Source organism: Vibrio sp. (genome assembly GCF_050299255.1).
Lineage (GTDB): Bacteria > Pseudomonadota > Gammaproteobacteria > Enterobacterales > Vibrionaceae > Vibrio.
In genome coordinates this window covers 40,609-61,821 of the sequence record NZ_JBNKVP010000009.1, presented here as the reverse complement: position 1 = coordinate 61,821, position 21,213 = coordinate 40,609, and the positions used below count along the sequence as shown (strand labels likewise).

14 protein-coding genes are annotated in these 21,213 nt (G+C 51.2%); 7 read left to right on the top strand and 7 right to left on the bottom strand.

Going from position 1 to position 21,213, the window contains the following annotated elements; genetic code table 11:
* Position 1: 1 nt before the first annotated feature.
* Complete coding sequence (locus ACQY6F_RS04815; protein ID WP_428772612.1) at positions 2-658, bottom strand: DUF2057 family protein; 657 nt, start codon at positions 656-658, stop codon at positions 2-4.
* Between the two features lie 467 nt (positions 659-1,125).
* Between ACQY6F_RS04815 and ACQY6F_RS04810 the strand changes: the two genes are divergently transcribed.
* The gene (locus ACQY6F_RS04810; RefSeq protein ID WP_428772610.1) at positions 1,126-3,660 is read left to right on the top strand and encodes a glycosyl hydrolase family 18 protein; all 2,535 of its coding nucleotides are present in this window, start codon (positions 1,126-1,128) and stop codon (positions 3,658-3,660) included.
* A 57-nt stretch (positions 3,661-3,717) separates the two neighbouring features.
* Here the strand turns inward: ACQY6F_RS04810 and ACQY6F_RS04805 are convergent, their stop codons facing one another.
* Genes ACQY6F_RS04805 through ACQY6F_RS04790 form a run of 4 tightly spaced genes read right to left on the bottom strand, consistent with a single transcriptional unit; the run spans position 3,718 to position 9,865 of the window.
* Positions 3,718-5,835, bottom strand: coding sequence for a type I secretion system permease/ATPase (locus ACQY6F_RS04805; protein ID WP_428772608.1), 2,118 nt, complete (start codon positions 5,833-5,835; stop codon positions 3,718-3,720).
* Between the two features lie 19 nt (positions 5,836-5,854).
* Complete coding sequence (locus ACQY6F_RS04800; protein WP_428772606.1) at positions 5,855-7,765, bottom strand: bifunctional diguanylate cyclase/phosphodiesterase; 1,911 nt, start codon at positions 7,763-7,765, stop codon at positions 5,855-5,857.
* 5 nt (positions 7,766-7,770) lie between these two features.
* Positions 7,771-8,433 (bottom strand): transglutaminase-like cysteine peptidase, encoded by a 663-nt coding sequence (locus ACQY6F_RS04795; protein WP_428772604.1) that lies wholly within the window; start codon positions 8,431-8,433, stop codon positions 7,771-7,773.
* Between the two features lie 40 nt (positions 8,434-8,473).
* Entirely contained in the window at positions 8,474-9,865 is a 1,392-nt protein-coding gene (locus ACQY6F_RS04790; protein WP_428772602.1) for an HlyD family type I secretion periplasmic adaptor subunit, read from the bottom strand.
* A gap of 207 nt (positions 9,866-10,072) precedes the next feature.
* Here ACQY6F_RS04790 and pdxH point away from each other — a divergent pair, with 207 nt between their 5' ends.
* A complete protein-coding gene (pdxH, locus tag ACQY6F_RS04785) occupies positions 10,073-10,708 on the top strand; it encodes a pyridoxamine 5'-phosphate oxidase (protein ID WP_428772601.1) in 636 nt (211 codons plus the stop codon).
* A gap of 134 nt (positions 10,709-10,842) precedes the next feature.
* Here pdxH and ACQY6F_RS04780 read toward each other — a convergent pair whose 3' ends face one another.
* Both ACQY6F_RS04780 and ACQY6F_RS04775 read right to left on the bottom strand, forming a co-directional pair.
* Entirely contained in the window at positions 10,843-12,675 is a 1,833-nt protein-coding gene (locus ACQY6F_RS04780; protein ID WP_428772599.1) for an SUMF1/EgtB/PvdO family nonheme iron enzyme, read from the bottom strand.
* A 167-nt stretch (positions 12,676-12,842) separates the two neighbouring features.
* Positions 12,843-13,949, bottom strand: coding sequence for a PEGA domain-containing protein (locus ACQY6F_RS04775; protein ID WP_428772597.1), 1,107 nt, complete (start codon positions 13,947-13,949; stop codon positions 12,843-12,845).
* A gap of 444 nt (positions 13,950-14,393) precedes the next feature.
* Between ACQY6F_RS04775 and ACQY6F_RS04770 the strand changes: the two genes are divergently transcribed.
* From ACQY6F_RS04770 to ACQY6F_RS04750, 5 genes are all read left to right on the top strand, one after another.
* Positions 14,394-15,221, top strand: coding sequence for a helix-turn-helix domain-containing protein (locus ACQY6F_RS04770; protein WP_428772596.1), 828 nt, complete (start codon positions 14,394-14,396; stop codon positions 15,219-15,221).
* A 184-nt stretch (positions 15,222-15,405) separates the two neighbouring features.
* Positions 15,406-18,525 (top strand): bifunctional proline dehydrogenase/L-glutamate gamma-semialdehyde dehydrogenase PutA, encoded by a 3,120-nt coding sequence (gene putA / locus ACQY6F_RS04765; RefSeq protein WP_428772594.1) that lies wholly within the window; start codon positions 15,406-15,408, stop codon positions 18,523-18,525.
* A 23-nt stretch (positions 18,526-18,548) separates the two neighbouring features.
* Positions 18,549-19,247 (top strand): 1-pyrroline-5-carboxylate dehydrogenase, encoded by a 699-nt coding sequence (locus ACQY6F_RS04760; protein ID WP_428772593.1) that lies wholly within the window; start codon positions 18,549-18,551, stop codon positions 19,245-19,247.
* A gap of 75 nt (positions 19,248-19,322) precedes the next feature.
* Entirely contained in the window at positions 19,323-20,813 is a 1,491-nt protein-coding gene (gene putP / locus ACQY6F_RS04755) for a sodium/proline symporter PutP (RefSeq protein ID WP_428772592.1), read from the top strand.
* A gap of 171 nt (positions 20,814-20,984) precedes the next feature.
* Positions 20,985-21,212 (top strand): hypothetical protein, encoded by a 228-nt coding sequence (locus tag ACQY6F_RS04750; RefSeq protein ID WP_428772591.1) that lies wholly within the window; start codon positions 20,985-20,987, stop codon positions 21,210-21,212.
* Position 21,213 lies beyond the last annotated feature (1 nt).

Here is a 21,213-nt window from a genome sequence, read left to right as displayed (position 1 = left end):
CTTACTGGGCGTTAACGTATGCCTTAAAGCGTGCTTTGGTTTCTGCATCGGCTTTGTTGTACCAGAAATGCAGCATCTCTTCTGCGGTACTGCTGCTCACTGGTTGCGATGCCTGGTTGTTGTTGGCTTTAGCCGACATCGCGGTGGCTGTCATCGCCGCTGCGCCGCCTACCCAGGCCGCTTGACCGCCAATGCGATTATAGTCGGTGACTTCGCGGCGATAGTCGCGTCCGATCTGCATGCCATCTTTTAATAACAGATCCTGACGTACGCTTACAGTATTGCCAGAATCGTCAAGCAATTGCCAACTCACATTCTCGATCTCTTTTCTGGCCTGATGCCCATCGCGGTAGGTCGGTAATTCAAAACTGAGCTTAGAATCTTCAGCCGCAAACGTGGCAATAATAGGGTCACTTTCTAGGATCACTCGCTCACTGCCCTGGTCAAAAAACGCCACATAGCGAAATACCAGCTGGTTTTCACCATTGGGAAGGGTCAGCGTTTTGTTGGCAGAAAAGAGGGATCCGGAAAGTTCCGGTTTCGCTTCATTAGCCACCAATAGGTCAATGTTTTTGGGTACCTGTAAACTGACGTCGGCCAAAGCGCTGGTGGCGCTGCATAGCGAAAGAATTACTGCCAGTGATTTGATTGTTTTCATTGTGTTATCCCAAACCAGTTGTTGAAGTGATGAGATTGCCCAGACACGGTTGCGATTGCAACTCAAGTTTGTAAGAAGTATGAAAAATTCACTAATTGTTCATGTACTTGGTCAGTGTAGTCCATCTGTCCGGCGCTGCTTGAGTGTATTTCTTTTCGGAAGAGGAATCTGGCCAAATCCTGGTTGTTCCGCAGTATCGATTGACTCGAAAAACTGAGCTGACAAATTTGCGTTTTTTATCAACAACGTACTGTCCAGTAACTTTAAATCTGTGTCTTTTATTTGGACACAAGGTTGCTATTCTCGTGCAACAGGCTGATCAGTTCTGGCGAATTTTTCGTCTTGACTCGAAAGCTGTCACAATTTTTTTTGATTAAAAATAAGTCTCTCAAATACTGACCAGGATGCTTGTCTTTTGGCAGGCAGAGTGAAGCAACGAGTCACTATTTAAGGAAGAGAGAATAGGCATGAATCGTATTAAACTGTGCAGCGCAAGCATCGCCCTGGCCTTGTCCGGGTTGGCTGTAGCCGCACCTTCGGCTCCCACTGTAGATGTGTATGGGTCGAATAACCTTCAGTTTTCCAAAATCCAACTGGCGATGGAAACGACCGCGGGTTACAACGCTATGGTGCAGTATTCTGACCAGGCGGATATCAGTATCACCTTCAATCAATGGAGTGGCGAAACCGGCGATAGCTACAAAATCTATTTTGATGGGGTAGAAGTGGCTACAGGGCCGATAACCGGCAGTCAGACCACCGCCAGCTTTCAGTACCCTGACGGCGGGCGTTTTCAGTTGGAAGTGGCCGCCTGTGATGCCAGTGGTTGTAGCAAAAGCGCTCCGGTTGAGTTGACGGTCGCTGATACCGACGGTGCTCACCTGTCACCGCTGGCCATGAATGTGGATGCCAACAACAAGAGTTACAGTACCGATGCCAATACCGTGGTCGGCGCCTATTTTGTTGAATGGGGCATCTATGGCCGGGATTACACGGTCGACAATATTCCGGCCGATAACCTGACTCACATCCTGTACGGTTTTATCCCTATCTGTGGCCCCAATGAGTCGGTGAAATCTGTCGGCGGTAACAGCTATAACGCCCTGATGACGGCGTGTAGCGGCGTACCGGATTACGAAGTCGTGATCCACGATCCCTGGGCGGCTTACCAGAAAAGTTTCCCTCAGGCCGGTCATGAATACAGCTCACCAATCAAAGGCAATTACGCCATGTTGATGGCGCTGAAACAGCGTAACCCTGACCTGAAAATTATCCCATCAGTGGGTGGTTGGACTCTGTCTGACCCATTCTTTGATTTTACTAGCAAAGCAAACCGAGATACGTTCGTCGCGTCAGTCAAACGTTTCCTGACAACCTGGAAATTCTACGATGGTGTCGATATCGACTGGGAATTCCCTGGTGGTGGCGGTCAGGCGGCGGATCGTGGCGATCCGGTTAATGACGGACCGGCCTACGTAGCCTTGATGCGTGAACTGCGTGCGATGCTGGATGAACTGGAAACGGAAACCGGCCGTGAATATCAGCTGACTTCTGCAATAGGCGTCGGTCATGACAAGATTGAAGACGTAAACTATGGCGAAGCCGTCCAGTACATGGATTACATTTTCGCCATGACCTACGACTTCTACGGTGGCTGGAACAATGTGTTGGGACATCAGACCGCGCTGAATTGTGGCACCTTCATGCGTCCGGGTCAGTGTGATGGCACCGGACTGGATGAAAACGGCGAACCTTATAAAGGCCCCGCCTATACCGCCAGCAACGGGATTAATTTGCTGTTGGCCCAGGGGGTTCCAGCGAACAAGTTAGTGCTGGGTACCGCCATGTATGGTCGCGGCTGGGAAGGCGTGAGTCCGGCCAGCCTGAGCGATCCGAACGATCCAATGACCGGCGTCGGGGCAGGTAAACTGAAAGGCACCACCGCTCAGGGCGTCTGGGAAGATGGTGTGATCGATTATAAAGGCATCAAGGCCAATATGTTGGGCGCTGACCATAACGGCATTAACGGCTTTGAGTACGGTTATGATGCTCAGGCAGAAGCACCGTGGGTGTGGAATCGTACCACAGGACAATTGATCACTTTTGATGATGACCGCTCGGTGAAAGCGAAGGGCGCTTATGCGCGAAGCTTAGGCCTGGCCGGATTGTTTGCATGGGAAATCGATGCTGACAATGGCGATATTCTTAACGCCATGCATGAAGGCCTGGGAGTGGTGGTAGGCAACCGCGCACCAAGTGCGATTGCCGGTGCCGATCAATCTGTCGTCGGACCTGCCACCGTCCAGTTGGATGGCAGCGCCTCAACGGACAGTGATGGCTCGATTGCCAGCTACCTATGGCAACAAACTTCGGGTAGTGCAGTGACTTTATCGGCCACTGATCAGGCAAAAGTCAGCTTTGATGTTCAGTCGGTGAGCCAGAGTGAAACCTTCACTTTTAAACTGACGGTGACAGACAATGAAGGTGCAACCGCTTCGGATACGGTGACGGTTACCGTGACACCAGAGGTGGTAGAACCGGTCAATCAGCCTCCGGTAGCGCAACTGTCAGCTCCTGCGTCGGTCGCGGCGGGCGATACGGTCGTGGTGGATGCTTCTGCATCGGCTGATCCGGATCAGGACACGTTGAGCTTCAGCTGGCAATTGCCGGCGGGACTAAATGCGACTGTATCCGGTTCGACGGTCAGTTTTGTGGCAGGCCAATACAGTGTCGATACCGATCTGAGCTTTACGGTTACCGTCAGTGACGGTCAGGCGAGCGATGTCGCCACGGTAACGGTTACTGTGGCTAAATCCGGTTCCGGCAGTGCAACTTGTGACAACCTATGGCAGTCCGGCGCGGTATATACCGGCGGTCAACAGGTTTCCTGGGCCGGTAAAGTGTGGGAAGCCAAGTGGTGGACAACCGGTGAAGATCCAAGCCAATCCGGACAGTGGGGAGTCTGGAAAGAGATCGGTCCGGCAGACTGCGCTACGGAATAAACTTTGACTCTTCGCTTGCTTTCAAGCTCTGCGCGTTGCGCAGAGCTTTTTTTGTCTTCACCCGTTCACCGCCCTGACTCGGCCCTGCTTCAGGTCTTTGAGTACCTGATCTTTAGGTCCATCGGCTATCACCGTCCCTTTTTCCATCACTATGATACGGTCAACCACATCCAGCATCGCCGTTTTGTGGGTGATCAGGATCAGAGTATTGCTCGGTTTCAGCTGCCTTAACTGGTGCTTGATATGCTGCTCGGAGCGGTTATCCATCGCGCTGGTGGGTTCATCCATAAGCAGCACAGGCGGTCTGCCCAGAAGCGCTCTGGCGATAGTCACCGCCTGACGTTGCCCTCCCGATAGCAGCAGGCCCCCTTCACCGACCTGACGCTCCAGCCCGGCGGGATCTTGCTGGGTAAATACCGTGACGCCGGCCCGGGTAGCGGCGTCCAACACATCGCGATCATCCGCCAGTGGTCTGCCAAGTGTGATATTGTCCCGAATAGAGCCGTAAAACAGCTGGCTTTCCTGCGGCACACAGCCGATGTTGCGCCGGATATCGATATGGTGCAGTTGCTGGATATCGGTGTCATCGATACGCACATGGCCTTCGTTGGGTTGGTACAGCCCCATGATCAGCCGCTCCAGGGTGGTTTTCCCGGAACCGATCCGGCCAATGATGGCCACTTTTTCGCCGGGATTGATGGTCAGGCTCAAGTCACGGATTGCCGAGATTGGCGAGTTAGGGTAGTGGAAGGTGACTTTATCCAGTTCGATTTTGCCCCTGACCACAGGACGATGAATGTAACGCTTGCCTGGCTCCTGTTCGTCCGGCATTGACATTACCTGTTCAATGATGGTCATCGAGGATTTGGCATGATTGTAACGGGTTGACAGAACGGATAGCTGTACCAGCGGGCCAATAGCGCGGCCGCTCAGCATAGTCGCGGCGATCAGTCCGCCCATAGTCAGATTGCCGTCCGCGATCAGGTATACACCAAATATGATGATGCCGACGTTACAGGACTGGTGGACAAAGCTGGCGGTATTTTGAATGCCATCGCTGATGCGGCGGCTTTTGATATTCCAGTTGGCCATGTGGGCAACTGCCTCTTCCCAGCGGAACTGGAACTGACTCTGGGCGCCGAACAACTTAACGGTTTCCAGCCCGGCCAGACTTTCGATCAGGTTCGCGTACTTTTGTGAAGCGAGCCGGGTGCCTTCTTCAATGGTTTTCCGTAATGGACGTTGGATCAACAACGAATAAATCAGCAAGACGATCACCCCGGCAAGGGGCACCAGTACCAACGGTCCGGCCATCAGCCAGATCACCAGTAAGAACATCAGCGCAAACGGCAGATCAATTAACGAGCTGATGGTGGCGGAAGTGAAGAACTCCCGAATCGATTCAAACTCCTGTAAGTGGCGGGCAAATGCGCCGACCGAAGGCGGACGCGCCTCCATCCGAATGCCGAGCACTTTACTAAACAACTTGGAGGAAATAAGAACATCGGATTTTTTTCCTGCGACATCAATAAAATAACTACGCAGTAGCTTAAGAGTCAGGTCAAAAGCGAAGATCACGAATATACCGCTGGCCAGAACCCACAAGGTTTCAAAGGCCAGGTTAGGTACCACTCTGTCATACACCAGCCGGGTAAACATCGGCGCGGCAATGGCGAAAATGTTGATCAGCACCGACGCGATGATGACATCACGATAGATGTGTTTAGACTGCCACAGTGTGCCCCAGAACCAGTGGCCGTCACGGGTTTTTAGCACTTCCGGAGAGCGTTCGTCGTAGCGAAACTGTTTTTTGACCAAAAAGTAGTGGCCCAGATACTGCTCTGCCAGCTCAATCAAAGGTCTTGCCATCGGCACCATGTCTGATTCTTCGGTGACGACTTCCACTTCGCCCTGTTCTCGGTCGATGCTGGTCAGTACGCAGGCTTCCCCTCCTTTAAGCAGTAAGATCACCGGCAGAACCAGTTCCGAGATCTGGTCAAACTTAGCACTGTGTTCGCTCGCCACCAGCCCGGCCCGCTCTGCCGCTCTTGGCAACAGGAACGGAGTCAGCCTGCCTTCACTCAGCGGCAGGCCGTTGATTAGTGCTTCCGGCGAGTTGGCCAGCCCATAATATCGGCTAACGTAGATTAAAGATTTCAGTAGTGGATCCTGCATTTAATCATCCTTGAACTGGCTACTTGTCGACAATAAATCCCTGGAACACTTCAACGAAATGTTCAGAGAGAAAATCTAGCTGAGTCTGAGTTTCAACCCGGGAAGCCACGGTGGTGATGCCGAGATTGTGTGCGGTACGCGCTACCGAGGTTAAAGTGAATTTCTGTTTTTCATCCTCTAGATGGTGGGTGAACAGGTAATCTAACTTGACGTAGTTAGGCCGGAATTCGTTAATGTAATCCAGCGACTGGAAGTGGCGGCCGTAGTTATCCACGCCAAAAAGCGCACCAGACTGCTTGATGGCATTGCACAGTAGGGCGGTATGGTGGGGCGCTTCCACAAAACTGGACTCAGGCAGCTCGAAATGCAGGTTGGGGCAAACTTCCGGATGTTTTGACAGCAACTGAGCCACCCAGCGGATAAAATTCGGCAGCAAAATACTGGAATGGGCGATATTGATCGCCACCGGACCGTCCAACTCACCACGCTCAATTTTCTCCACCATGGCTTTGACCACATATTGGTCAAGCAGGTGGCTGGCGTTCAGCTGTTCCAGCGCAATCAAGTATTGATTTGCCCGGTACTCTTCGCCGTCTTTTTCAATAGATGTGTAGACCTCACGATGAAAGACCTGACCATTGCTGTAGCTGGCGACCTGGAATCGGAACTGGAACCAGGCGTTGTGGATCGCTTCTTCAACCAGGGTTTTCCACTGCTGTTTACCCATCACGGCGCGCATCGCATCGCTGGAAATCAGGCCATATGTCAGCTCGGGGTTGGCTTTGGCGGCGCTGAGTGCGTTGTCCAGTAAAGTGAGTATTTCAGAGGCCGATTTTCGCTGTTCGCTGTGTACCACCCCCAGCGCCAGTTCGGCTTTCGCGGTACCGGTTGGGTCTGCGTTTAAGTCCTGCACATAGCTGACAATGCTTTCGGCGGTCAGTTTGAGTTCATTGCTGGCGATATTTGGCATGATAACCCCAAACTCGGCGGTAGATATCCGGGCGATCACGATACCTGGCTGGTTCAGGGATAATTTAAGGTGATCAGCCAGCTCGCGCACTTTGCCGTCGCCAGCTTCGTACCCTTTGCTGTCGTACAGGTGAGTGATGAACCTGGCTTCCAGTATCGCAATGCCGCCGGTGCCGGATTCCGCCAGCCAGGCGTTCAGCTGATTGATGAAGTAGGCCCGGTTGCCCAGATGGGATACCGGATCGATATACGCTTTTTCCCGCAAAATTTCCGCTTCGTGGGCCTGAGCTTTAAAAGACTGTTCGACTTGCGCCGACATCTTGTTGATGCCGTTCACTACCGAGAGTAAGTCCCGGGTTTGTGGCAGTGGTAAAGGGTCGCCAAACTGATTGTGGGCGACCTGATCCATTTTCCTGACGATCATCTGCAGTGGCGTGAGCGCCCTTTTGACGATGATGGCTATCGCGACGATACCGATTAAGAACACCGAGCTAAATGCCAGTACCAGGCGTATGAACGCCTGCCACAGCTGCACGTAAGCTTCGCCGGGATGACTGACGATTTCCACTTCGGCCAGTTGCATCCAGCCGCTGGTCACCACCCGACGGTCGTGAATGCGCTGAAACAGATTCAGTTCAGTAAACCACTCCGGCACATCAATTGGTTTGATGGGGTAAGAACGGACAATTTCCTCCTCGTTGTCGAGGAAGATTAGCCGGACCACGGCATAGCTGCTGCCATCGAAAAGGGCATTGATGACGGATTCGACGGCGACATGATCTTTGTCTTCCAGGTAAGGCGCTAAAGCCAGACCTACCGTATTGATGGTGTTGTTGATCTCAGAGCGTTGTTGCTGCTCTAAGTTACTGCGGGTGGTATTAAATTCGATGACAAATACAGATGCCATCAGTATTAAAAACACCGTAATCATACCCGCAACAAGCTGTTTATATAGCGTCATATTGCCTACTCATCGTAACTTATGATCGGTTTGTTCAGATTGACGGAACTGCGTCTGGAACGCAGATCATTCCATAAACTCAGACGGGACGACTTACCCGCCAGCTGCCCCTGTTTGGATTTCATCAACCAGAGGTTTTTACCGTTAAAACTGTAGACGGGCAGCAGATCCCGCCGGGCTGAAGCTGGTTTAATCTCTCGATCAATGTTGTCCAGAATCAGCGGCTGTGCACTTGGTTTGGAGTAATACGCCAGTACCATATGAAATTGATTCAGTTCTATGGCTTTAACGTATACCAGGCGCAGTTTTTTATCCGGGACACCCAGTTCCAGCAGTGAGAAGTACTTGGCGATCGTGAAGTCTTCACAGTCGCCGGCGTTACTGCCGAGAAACTCAAGCGGAGTCGCCCAGTAATCTTTCTGGCCCCACAACACAATGTCGTCGACAAAATGTAGCTGGTTAAAAAAACGGTTTACCTGGGTCAGCTTATCCCGCTCGGACAACGACTGAAATTTACTCATTTCCCGTCGCCAGGTTTCTACCCGAAGCGCTGCTCGCTCTCCATAGGTGTCCCGCACCGACGCTACCCACTGCTGCTCGCGGGTATTGAGCGCCAGACTCGTCGAGGCGACCAGCAGGGATAAAACAAGGCCCAGCCAATATTTCATCGTCGCGCCGCTCGGTTAGGGTGTAGCCAGATCGTCATGGTTACTCTCTCAAAGCATTTTTCTGGGCATTGAGTATTGGATTCAATAGGTAATCCATTACGGTGCGTTTGCCGGTAATGATGTCGACAGAGGCCGTCATCCCCGGAATAATTGGCAAGCTGTCGTCGTGATTGAGCGCTGTCTCTTTAGTCCTTATCCTCACCAGGTAAAAGCTATTGCCGTCTTCGTCCTGATTGGTATCGGCGCTGATGTGCTCTAACGTCCCTTCCAGGCCGCCATATTTGATGAAATCGTAGGCGCTGAACTTGACGATCGCGGGCAAATTTGGCCGCAGGAAGGCGATGTCTTTTGGTGCGATCTGAGCTTCGACCAACAAGGTATCTTCACTTGGAACGATCTCGACGATATCCATCCCGGGCTGAATGACGCCCCCCACAGTATTGATATTGAGGGTTTTGACGGTTCCGGTCACCGGCGACACCACGACGGTTCGATTAACCCTGTCCTCCAGTCCCACGGTCGATTCTGTCATCGCAGACAGCTGATCCTGGGCCTGATTGAGTTTTTCCTGCTGCTCAGAGCGAAATTTCTGAGCGGCATCGATCCGGGACAACATCGCCTCTCGAATGGCCGATTCCAGTACCGGCATTTTCAGTTGACTGGAGGTTAGCTCTCGGCGGGTATCGTTCACCTGACGCTGCAACTTGAGCAGTTCTATCTTGGGTACCACACCTTCATCGGCTAAGGGTTTGGTGATGTCTAACTCGCGCTGGGCGTAATTGTAGCTGTCACGCAGGTTGCGTACCCGAGCGCGGATTTCGACCAGATCCTGTTGTTTCTGTTTAACCTGCTGGTCAATCACCGACAGTTGGTTGCGCAGGTTATTGAGATCCTGACGGTATTCGGCTTTGCGCCGTTCAACCAGGTTAGTACTGTTTTGCTCTAACTCGGCAGGAAACTGCAGCTGTTGATAGTTCAGTACTACGTTCTGTTGCCAGTTTTTACTGTCAAAATCTTCGTTGATCACTACGCTGGAAATGGCGGCAGAAAGCTGCACCACACTGGCTGTCAGGTTAGTGACTTGCTGTTCGCGTTCGCGGTAATCAGAGCGAAAACGGGTATCGTCGATCAGAAGTAGCTGCTGGCCTTTCTGGACGCTCTGGCCTTCCCGAACCAGAATTTCTTTCACTAAACCGCCTTCAAGGTTCTGTACTACCTGAACCTGGGAGGAGGGCACCACCTTGCCCTGGCCCTTGGTCACTTTGTCTATTTCTGCCCACGATGCCCAGATGGCCGCCAGCACAAAAAACAGCACTGTGACCCATAGCATCACACGAGCGCTGCTCGGGGTATTGAGCAGCAGCGCGGCAGTCTGGTCGTCGACATACTCCAGTTGTGAGGCGGAGAGCTTGTCGTAGCGGCGTTGAGTCATAGTGTGTGTTTGCTCCTCAGAACAGGTTAAGTGACGTAATCTTAGTTGGTGAGGCAATTTTTGCTCAATGGTATTGATAAGTATGAGTGATAAAACCGATTGAGCAATTATATGCCTATCAATAGTTTAGTTCTGAATTTAGGATTCTGGCTTGAGTAATTTCGCAGATCGGAGCACAATCTACGGAAAAACCCAGTAGGAGATAAGATGGAACTTGCAGATATTCGTCGCGAATACATTCAGGGCGGATTACGTCGCAAAGATTTAGAGTCGGATCCAGTCGCCCAATTCAATAAATGGTTGCAGCAAGCTATCGAGGCTGGCCTGACCGATCCTACCGCGATGACGGTCGCCACGGTCGACTCAAGCGGGATGCCGTATCAGCGAATCGTATTGTTAAAAAGCGTCGATCAAAATGGTTTTGTCTTCTACACCAATCTTGGTAGCCGCAAGGCGCAGCAGATTGAGCACAATAATAAAGTGAGTCTGCATTTCCCCTGGCACCCGCTGGAGCGTCAGGTTCATATCACCGGTATTGCTGAAAAACTGTCGGCGGTTGAAAACATGAAGTACTTTAGTTCCCGGCCGAAAGAGAGCCAGTTGGCGGCGATCGCCAGTCGCCAGAGTAGCCGTATTTCTGCTCGTGGTGTACTGGAAGGTAAATTCCTGGAGTTGAAACAGAAATTTGCCCAGGGACAAATCCCAGTGCCTTCATTCTGGGGTGGCTACCGTGTTCGCCCGGAATCAATAGAATTCTGGCAGGGTGGAGAGCACCGGCTGCACGACCGTTTCCTCTACTGCAAACAGCAACAGGAATGGACCATTGACCGTTTAGCGCCATAACGGAATATGGTTTGGGATACCAAGAACCGGCCAGACGTGGCCGGTTTTTTTACATCTACGAAAAAGGGAGGCGAGGCCTCCCTTGGTACTGATAACTATCGCCAATCACTGTTTAGTCGGACGATAAATCCCGGTTAATTGATTTCCCGTAGGACGCGGAAACCAATGTAGTTACCTGCGGCGGAAGGCGCTACGTACAACTGTTGATGCGCGGCAGCCATGACTGGTGAAAAGTTCCAGGCTCCGCCTTTAGCCAGGCTGGTCTTTTCGTTGGTCCACTGCCATACGTTACCCACTACGTCGTACAGGCCAAGTGGGTTCGGCTCAAACGCACTGATTGGTGACGTACCTTTGTTGGACCAGGGTGTTCCGCCCCAACCGGTATTGGCTTTGCCCGGTTTGAATTGATCCCCCCACCAGTACTTGTTCTCACTGCCTGCGCGGGCAGCGATTTCCCATTCGTCTTCTGAAGGCAACCGGTAGGAGTAACCGGTCTGTTCACTCAGCCATTTAGTGTAAGCCGTGGCATCATTGCGACTGATGCAGACAACCGGTGAATTAGCGAATTGTTTAAATCCGGGATTACGCCAGTAGCCTTTTTCAACCGGGCTGACCTGCGAATTTTCAATCGTGGTACAGGTGTTGGTCAGTTCAGCATCGGTCTGATAGCCAGACTGGGCCACGAAGGTATCAAACTGGGCCACCGTAATCGGTGTTGCACCGATCGCGAAAGCATGATCAAGGAAAATTTGCTTTGACGCATTCTCACCGGTCATGTATTCGCCCTGTAATACCGTTACCATCGAAGGCCCGTTGCTGCCGGACTGAATTGCGTCGGCAAACTGATAACCCTGCTTGAGACGATTTTCTGTCTGTACCAGAACCGCGCGCAGAGTATGGTCAGATTTCAATTGGATGGCTTGGTTGAACGTGCGGTAACCATCTTTGATCACTTTGACCTGGTGTTCACCGACTGGCAGCATCACTTCCAGCGGGGTACTGCCGTAGGAGACGTCGTTGACATAAACCGTATCGCCATATTGATTGGAACGTATAGACAGACTGACCCAGGCGGTTTCCTGCTGCTTATCCTGATTGTTACTGTATTCACCCGGTGCAAAACAGAATTGATTGTCGACATTCAGCAATCGACAGGCGGCGGTTTCCGATGGACGTGCTTCCAGATTTACGTCTAGCGCATTTTTGAATCTGAGGCCATCATAAAAGCCGGAATCGGTAACCTTATGTCCCAGTACGTGGATGTTGAGCGAGACATTGGCTGCGTTGCGGGCAATGAGTTCGGATTCAGTCGCGTTGCCCAGCAGGGTTTTACGGTACTGCTTCACGGCCTTTTGCAGACCAAGCTCCGTGGTCTGCTCAGAACATTGCGCCAGCGTCATATCGGACTGGCAAACATTGGTGAAACTGACCGAGAGTTTTTGACTCTGGCGAAGCTCAGCTTTTAGCCTGTCTGCGCGGGCACGTTGTTTACTACCAGCCAGTTTTTCAATATCTGCCTGCAGTTTTTCAACCGCTGACGCTTTCTGTTGCAGAGTCAGTTCCAGTTCCTGCAGCCTTTGCTCTTCTGTGAGACGCTGTTGCTGATTTGACTTAACGTCAGCCCAGGCCTGCTGATAGTTGCTCTGGCTGGCGCTGATATCCAGTTCAGGTTCATCGATCATGCGTTGATAATCACGTTCAAGCGCTTGTTTCGCGGTCAGCAGAGCTTTGTCCAGCACGCTGGCTTGCTTATTAAGCTGGGTCAGCTGTTCCTGCTGATTATCAACCGAGAGTTGTTGGTCTGCTTTTGCTTTCTCTGCCTCTTTTAACTCAGTATGTTTAGTAAAAAGCGCATCATCGATAGCGATGACCGAGGTGGGCTTGTCTTCTTCCGTTGCAGCCACGGTTGAGGTGACTACTAAACAAGGAGTGAGGGCGAGCAAAATTGCGGATAAACCGTGTCGCATTTTTTAATCTACTTCAACTGTTTAAATCGAGAATGGCATCATTCTAAACGAAAACACCACTTTGTCAGGCGCTAACTTAGGTTATCTGCTTGGCAAAATGGTGCTTGAATTAATCTTTGTGAAACCTGACTGAATTCGTCACGATGATTTCACCTTTACGCTGGTCATCAGCTCTGTTTTTCCGGTAGCAGTTTAACCCAAACGGTGTCGTTGCCGTTGATGGTTACCGTGCGGTTGTAGGTCTGGTAACCCTGCTTTGAAACTGTCACCTGATGACGACCGGCCGGCAGAACCACCTCTATCGGGGTGCTTCCGTATTCAATCCCATTAATGGTGACTGAATCATTGTACTGGTCAGAACGGACGGTTACGTTTGCCCAGCTTTTATCTTTATTAGCCGGATTGGCAGCCGTGCCCTGGTCTTTAAGACAGTAGCGAGAAGAGACGTCCAGCAGTTTACAAGCCGCGACGGCTTCAGGCTTGGCCTGCAGCTGAGCTTGCATCTGGGTAAAGTAAGCGTTGTTACCTTCAAAACCGGCACGAATAATCTGGTTCTCCTGAACGTGGATATTCAGTTGCACGCCTTTCAGGTTTTGCTTAGCGATAGTTGATTCAGTCAGGCTGTCGATCAGCTTGGCTCGGAATGTTTTCACCGCTTTCTGCTTAGTCAGATGTTTGCCCTGATTGGCACACTCACCCAGCGTCATGGTAGTGGAACAGGTGGTTTTGTAGCTGGTTTCCAATACGTCGCTTTCGCGCAGTTCAGCACTAATCCGCTTAACCCGGGCTTCGACCTTCTGCTCTTCCAGATTCGACAGTTCCGTGTTCAAACGGGCCTGTTTCTGTTTGATCTGAGACAGACGCATTTCACTCTCGGTCATGTCCTGGCTGTTGGTCAGGATGTTGGCCTGGTTCTGTTTAACCGCAGCCCAGGACTCCTGGTATTTTTTCTGGAAGGAAACCAGATCGGTATCCGGGTCATCCAGCAGGCGACTGTACTGCTTATCTAACGCAGATTTGGCACGATTACGTTTGGCGTTCAGCTCTTCGCTTTCCCGCTTCAGTTTTGCCTTATCGTTGGTCAATTGTTGCAATGCGTCAGATGCCGAACGGTACTCTGAAGACAATGCTTCGATTTCTGCTTGTTTTGTTTCGAGTTTGGCATCGATGGCCGCAACGGGGTCAGTTTGACTCACCTCTTCGGCGTGTAGCGATGTCGAAACCCAAAAAGGGCTTAGCGCAAGCAAGAGCGCTGGGATGCGACGTGTTATCATAGGTCCCTGCAAACATTTAACGTATTTAACCACGTTATGTGGAATAGACAATCTTTTGACAGCTTATTAAATATTGTTGAAGCACTGATAGTTTCTTCTGCTGTCTTGCATGAAAAAACTCACCGATAACAAGCCACTAGCGGCGGCTTAAGATGAGTTTTCTCATTTGTGCAGGATCCATTTTGGGCAGATTCATAAAATATGCAAGCGTAGATTGTGGTTCTAATTAAGGGAATCGCAATTGAACTCACATTGACCGTAATTTATGTGCACTTGATCAGCGTTCCAAAAAAATATTGGCTGTTTTTTCATCATGCCGAGGCGCAAATAGAGGCGGGTTTTATAGGTAATTAGTTGTATATTAAGGCGCTGGTTCGGGGAAATTTCTGACTCATTTTCGCAAATGATGTACCATAAGGAATCGTTGCGATTTGAACTTAAGCTATGAAATCTCCGAGCCAGACAGCGAAGCAAACTCTACCGACCAGTGCCAAAGTTTTGTCGCCTAAGCCGGCTGAAGTGGTGACGCTGCCCTCTTATATGGACTGCCATACTCACGATTACACCCAGGTGGTGATCGGTTTAAAAGGTCAGGTCGAGTTTGAAGTGGCTGGTGCGGGTAACCTGGTCGGCCCGGGGCAGGGCTGTGTAGTGCGCTCGGATACCGGACACGCTTTTGGCGGGCTGCTGAGTCAATCGGATATTTTGGTGCTTAACATGCCGCTGCCTGTCGGCGCAGATGCATTATTATTAGAAAAGCTCGACGGGCTGGCCCAATCACAAACCTATTTCCAGTTGGATGGCCAAATCCAGAAACTGATTCAGATGTTAGTGATGGAAATGAGGGACAATCCCGAAGATCTGTTGCTCAGTCGTGCATGCAACGACACGGTTACCGCGTTACTGCAGCGTCACATCTCTGCCTTTCAGGTGCATCGCCGTGACTCCCGCTTTGATCTGGAAGTTATCGACCGGTACATCGAACAGCATCTGGGGAGAAAAATCTCCATCGCCCAACTGGCGGGCAGTGTGTTCCTGGGGGAAAGTCAGTTCTATATGCTGTTTAAAGAGCATATGGGCATTACTCCTCATCAATATGTGCTTGGCAAGCGCATCGATGCCGCCAAGGCGCTGATTGAACAGGGCAGCTTATCGCTCAGCCAGATAGCGGAAACCACTGGCTTCTCCGGCCAAAGCGCATTTACTCATACCTTTACCCGTCTGCAGGGCATTACCCCGTCTAATTACAAAAAGCAGTATCGTGTTAAATAGGTAACACGGAACCAAATAATATATTGCTCAATTGGGCGTGATTTTGTTTTTGTTTTGTTAATTCGCGGAGTTTTTAGCAAAAAGCTCGGAGTTTTTGACAAGTAATCTGCATCGGCTCAAAATAAACTCCTTGCCATTGTAACAATCCCGTTAAATTTCTTTCGGGTGTGAGTGAGGAAAACGCATGTTTACAGCAACAGATGTGTTGAAAGCCGAGTTTGTCGAGCAACCGCTTGAGCAACTTTGGTCACTGATCTCGCCACTATATATGGTGGACGAAACTCAATGGCTACAGCAACTACTGCCTCTGGCAACGCCGTCTCAGCAGGAAAAGGACCAGATCACGACGAAAACCACGGAACTGATCGAAGCGATTAGGGCCGACAAAAAGTCGATTCAGATGATCGATGCTTTGCTGCTTGAATACAGTTTAGATACTCAGGAAGGTATCTTGCTGATGTGTTTGGCAGAAGCCCTGATGCGTATTCCAGATTCCGCCACAGCCGACGCGCTGATCCGCGACAAACTGGGTGTAGCCGACTGGAAATCACACCTGAAAAACTCCGACTCCGTGTTTGTCAACGCCTCGACCTGGGGCCTGATGCTGACCGGCAAAGTGGTTGGCTTATCTGAGAAAGAGTCTCAAAGTCCGACTCGCGCGGTTAACCGTCTGGTGAATAAACTGTCTGAGCCGGTGATCCGTCAGGCGATGAACCAGGCGATGAAGATCATGGGCTACCAGTTTGTGCTGGGCCGTAACATCAATGAAGCGCAAAAGAACGGTCGCAGCATGCGCGAAAAAGGCTACACCTATTCGTTTGATATGCTGGGTGAAGCGGCACTGACCACTGCCGATGCCAACAAATATTTCAAAGATTACCTGATGGGGATCGAAGCGGTAGGCCGTGAAAATGCAGGTTCAGCGACTGGGCCGGCACCGTCTATTTCGATCAAACTGTCTGCGCTGCACCCTCGTTATGAAGTGGCTAACCGTGAGCGAGTGCTTACTGAGCTGCATGACACTATTTTACAACTGCTGCGTCGTGCGGTAGAGCTGGATGTGCCGCTGACCGTCGATGCCGAAGAGATGGATCGACTGGAGCTGTCTCTGGAGCTGTTTGAAAAATTGTACCGCAACGATGTTGTTAAAGGCTGGGGTAAGTTCGGTCTGGTGGTACAAACCTATTCCAAACGTGCACTGCCGGTTCTGACCTGGCTGACAGCTCTGGCTAAAGAGCAGGGCGATTTGATTCCGGTTCGTCTGGTAAAAGGCGCGTACTGGGACAGTGAGGTGAAATGGTCACAGCAGGCGGGTTACGACAACTACCCGGTATTTACCCGTAAAGAAGCCACTGACGTTTCTTACCTGGCGTGTGCCCGCTTCCTGCTGAGTGAAAGTGTACGCGGTAACCTGTTCCCACAATTTGCCAGCCACAACGCTCATACTGTAACCGCTATCGCAATGATGGCAACGCACAAAGATTACGAATTCCAGCGCCTGCATGGCATGGGTGATTCGCTGTATCATCATGCGATGGAAAAATTCCAGCAATCGGTGCGCATCTATGCGCCGGTGGGCAGCCACAAAGATCTGCTGCCTTACCTGGTACGCCGTCTGCTGGAAAACGGAGCTAACAGCTCGTTTGTTCACCGCCTGGTGGATGCCCGCTGCCCGGTAAACTCACTGACACAGCACCCGGTTGAAGCGTTGCAGTCATTTGCCACCCTTCATAACGATAAGATTCCTTTGCCGCCACAGATTTTTCCTGAGCGCCGCAACTCTTACGGTGTCAACGTTGATGTGGAAAGTGAAGCGAAACCATTTGAACAACAAGTCGAAGCGTTCATGAAACAGAGCTGGACGGCTGGACCTATCATCAACGGCGACTTTTTAGCCGAAAGCATGATCAAGGAAAACCAGCGCGTTGAAATCGTCACAGCGCCTTATGATCGCCGCATTGAAGTCGGTCAACTTGCTATGGCCAGCCTTGATCATGTTTCCAAGGCGATTGAAGTTGCCCAGTCTGGCCTGGAGTCCTGGCAGCAGGAAGATAAGGCCGTTCGCGCCGCTGCGCTGGATAAACTGGCTGATTTACTGGAAGAAAACCTGGCTGAGCTGGTGGCTATCTGTCACAAAGAAGCGGGCAAAACCATTCACGATGCCATTGACGAAGTACGTGAAGCGGTCGATTTCTGCCGCTACTACGCTAAACAGGTTGATGAACTGGCAGCGATGTCTATGCAGGGCTTCGATGGTCAAACCCGTACCATTTCCCGAGTGGGTCGTGGTGTGTTTGTTTGTATCAGCCCTTGGAACTTCCCGTTGGCGATTTTCCTAGGCCAGATCACTGCCGCGCTGGTCGCCGGCAATACCGTGGTAGCCAAACCTGCCGAACAGACCAGCCTGATTGCCGGTCGAGCGGTCGAACTGATGCTGCAAGCCGGTTTCCCGGCCAATACTATTCAGCTACTGCCAGGTCGCGGTGCTGAAATTGGTTCATCGTTGACCTCTCACGCTGCTATTGCCGGTGTGGCGTTTACCGGTTCTACGGCGACTGCACAGCGAATCAATGCTTCTCTGGCCGCCCGCGATTGCGATCCCGTGCCACTGATTGCCGAAACCGGTGGTCAGAATGCGATGATCGTCGACAGTACGGCTCTGCCTGAACAGGTGGTAAGGGATGTGCTTCGTTCTGCATTCGCCTCGGCTGGTCAACGTTGTTCCGCCTTGCGTGTTCTGTACGTCCAGGAAGATATTGCTGAGCGAATCATTGCCCTGATACAGGGAGCGATGCACGAGCTGTCTGTGGGTACACCTTACCTGCACAGCACTGATGTTGGCCCGGTTATCGATGCAAATGCCAAAAACAAATTGCTGGCGCACATCGACCATATGACCCGTACCCAGAAAAAAGTTGCTCAGCTGGAGCTGGATGCCAACTGCGAACATGGTGACTTTGTGCCGCCGACGGCGTTTGAAATTTCAGACATCTCTTGTCTGAGCGAAGAGCAGTTTGGTCCGATACTGCACATTGTTCGCTTTAAAGCCAAAGATCTGGCAGAAGTGGTCAACAAGATTAACCAGACCGGTTATGGCCTGACCATGGGCGTACACAGCCGCAACGAAACCACTTATCGCTGGATCGAAAAACACGCGCGGGTCGGCAACTGTTATATCAACCGTGACCAGGTGGGGGCCGTAGTTGGCGTTCAGCCGTTTGGCGGCCAGGGATTGTCTGGTACCGGACCGAAAGCAGGTGGTCCGCACTACCTGTACCGTTTCACCAAAACTCAGTTTGATTAATTGCCGAAGTAAGGAGAAAAGTTATGGTTCATCAAGTGGCACTATTTTCCGATGCTTACTCGGCATGGGAAAACTGGAATCTGACCGATTTCGATTCAAAAAGCGAATCGCTGCTGTCAGTTAAGCAAAATTTTGAGTCCGGCAGCGCCGATCTGGCTGCTGTGGTCTCTTATCATCTTCAAAACGCTTCGGCGTTACTGGCTCAGCCACATCAGCTGATTGGGCCTACTGGAGAAACCAATGAGCTCTACACCGCGGGTCGCGGTGTTGCCCTGCTCATTCAGGATCAAGTTGGTCACCAAGCGCAAATCGCACTCGTCGCGCAGTTTACTGCTGCTCTGCTGGCGGGTAATGCGGTGATCGTATGTAGTGATGATGTAGAGTTGGTATCGATATTAGAAGCTGCCGTAGCGCAGTCATCGTTGCCAGCCAATCTGGTTCAGTTCGCATCTGTTGACGCTCACAGTCAGTTGCTTGAATCGGATGTACGCATCGTAGGTTACATCGGCAATGCTACCGTCGAACGTAACCTCAACCGCCAACTTGCCCAACGTTCAGGTGCTATTGTTGCCCTGATCTCAGAAACGGAAACTGGCCTCAACAGTGTGGCTCATGATCCGCATCTTTCGCTTCGGTTTATTACCGAGCGCACACGCACAATAAATATAACAGCAGTGGGCGGCAACGCGACCTTGCTTGAACTCGGAAGCGAAGCCCACTAAGCATCATTTCCGTGGTATTCCCGCCCCACTTGGGGCGGGTTTGGAAAGTGATCTAGCAATCTAGAGGAAAACACAATGGAAAATAGCTTTGCTATTACTTCAACGTTTATCGTATATCTGATTTTGATGTTGGCGATAGGCGTTATAGCTTACCAACGGACGAAAAACTCTTCTGACTATTTCTTGGGTGGCCGTTCCCTGGGACCATGGCCAGCGGCGTTGTCTGCCGGTGCCTCGGACATGAGTGGCTGGTTGCTGCTTGGTCTGCCAGGTTACGCTTACGCAGCCGGTATTGAAGCGTTCTGGCTGGCGGGTGGCCTGCTCGTCGGTACTTGGGCCAACTGGCTGATCAGTGCTAAGCGTCTGCGTACCTACAGCATTACAACGGATTCACTGACGCTGCCAGATTTCCTGTCGCGCCGTTTTAATGACAACTCCAAACTGATTCAGACAATCTCTGCTTTCTTCATCCTTTTATTCTTCCTTTTCTATACCAGTTCAGGTCTGGTAGCGGGCGGAAAACTGTTTGAGACAGTATTTGGTATGGATTATTCCACTGCGGTGATCATCGGTACTATCTGTGTTGTATCGTACACCCTGTTTGGTGGCTTCCTGGCCGTTTCCTGGACTGACTTAGTGCAAGGCCTGTTGATGGCTGCCGCGCTGATGATTGTGCCTGTGGCAGCGATGCAGGGCGGATTTGGCCAGTTAGGTGGTGATCTTGAAGCCATCAACCCAGAACTGATGACCCTATGGAATGACGTTAAAGGCGAGCCGCTATCGGCGATCGCGATTATATCGCTGGCCGCGTGGGGCCTGGGCTACTTTGGTCAGCCGCACATCCTGGCGCGTTTTAAAGCGACTCGTTCAAATAAAGACCTGACTACAGCGCGCCGCATCGCGGTAACCTGGTCTGCCTTGTCTATGGCTGGTGCTATGCTAGTCGGTCTGGTTGGTCTGATTTACATCACTAATCACCCAACGGCAGAACTCGCTGATGGCGAAAAAATCTTCATGCTGCTGGTAAACGCGATTTTCCATCCAGTTATTGCCGGTATTTTGCTGGCAGCAATCCTGGCGGCAATCATGAGTACCGCAGATTCACAATTGTTGGTGTCTTCTTCAGCTCTGGCGGAAGATTTCTACAAACAAGTGGTGAAAAAAGACGCTTCTACCGAAGAGATCGTTATGGTCGGTCGCGTGGCAGTAATCCTGATTTCTATCGTGGCACTGTACCTGGCAATGACTCCTGACAGCACGGTTCTGGGGCTGGTCTCGTATGCCTGGGCAGGTTTTGGCGCTGCATTTGGCCCGGCAATCGTACTGAGCCTGTACTGGTCTCGCATGAACCGCAATGGCGCGCTGGCCGGTATTCTGGTTGGCGGCGTAACCATTGTTATCTGGAAACAGCTGTCTGGTGGATGGTATGACGTGTACGAAATCGTACCGGGAATCATTTTCTCTACCATCGCCATCATCAGCGTAAGTTTGCTGACCTCTGAGCCGAATGAAACGGTTAAAGCCCAGCATAAAACCTTCCAAAAACATTTGGCTGAACTGGACTAATCCATTCGCCTGAGTAACGTTAACAGGCCCCGTTTACGGGGCTTGTTGTTTTTTTACCCCAAAACTGTCGATAAGCGTCACAAAATCGTCATATCCCCCTTAGCTGAACGGAACTATGCGCCGCCCTACTAGTCTGTAGTCGATAGTTAACATTTGCTAAGGAGAACAAGGATGCCTAAAGCATACTGCCCATGCTGCCGCCGCACTACGGCGCATAAAGTGGTGATGAAACGTCATGCTGCCCAGCGGGACTCTCTGCTGAGCGGAATGCAGAACCTGTTTAATGCACTACTGCATGGCGACCACTATATGAAAATGGAAAAGCAGTGCTTTTGTCGCGAGTGCAATTCTCGCGCAGAGATGCTCCAAGACGGTTACACTGATGTCCGGGTGATTTAGC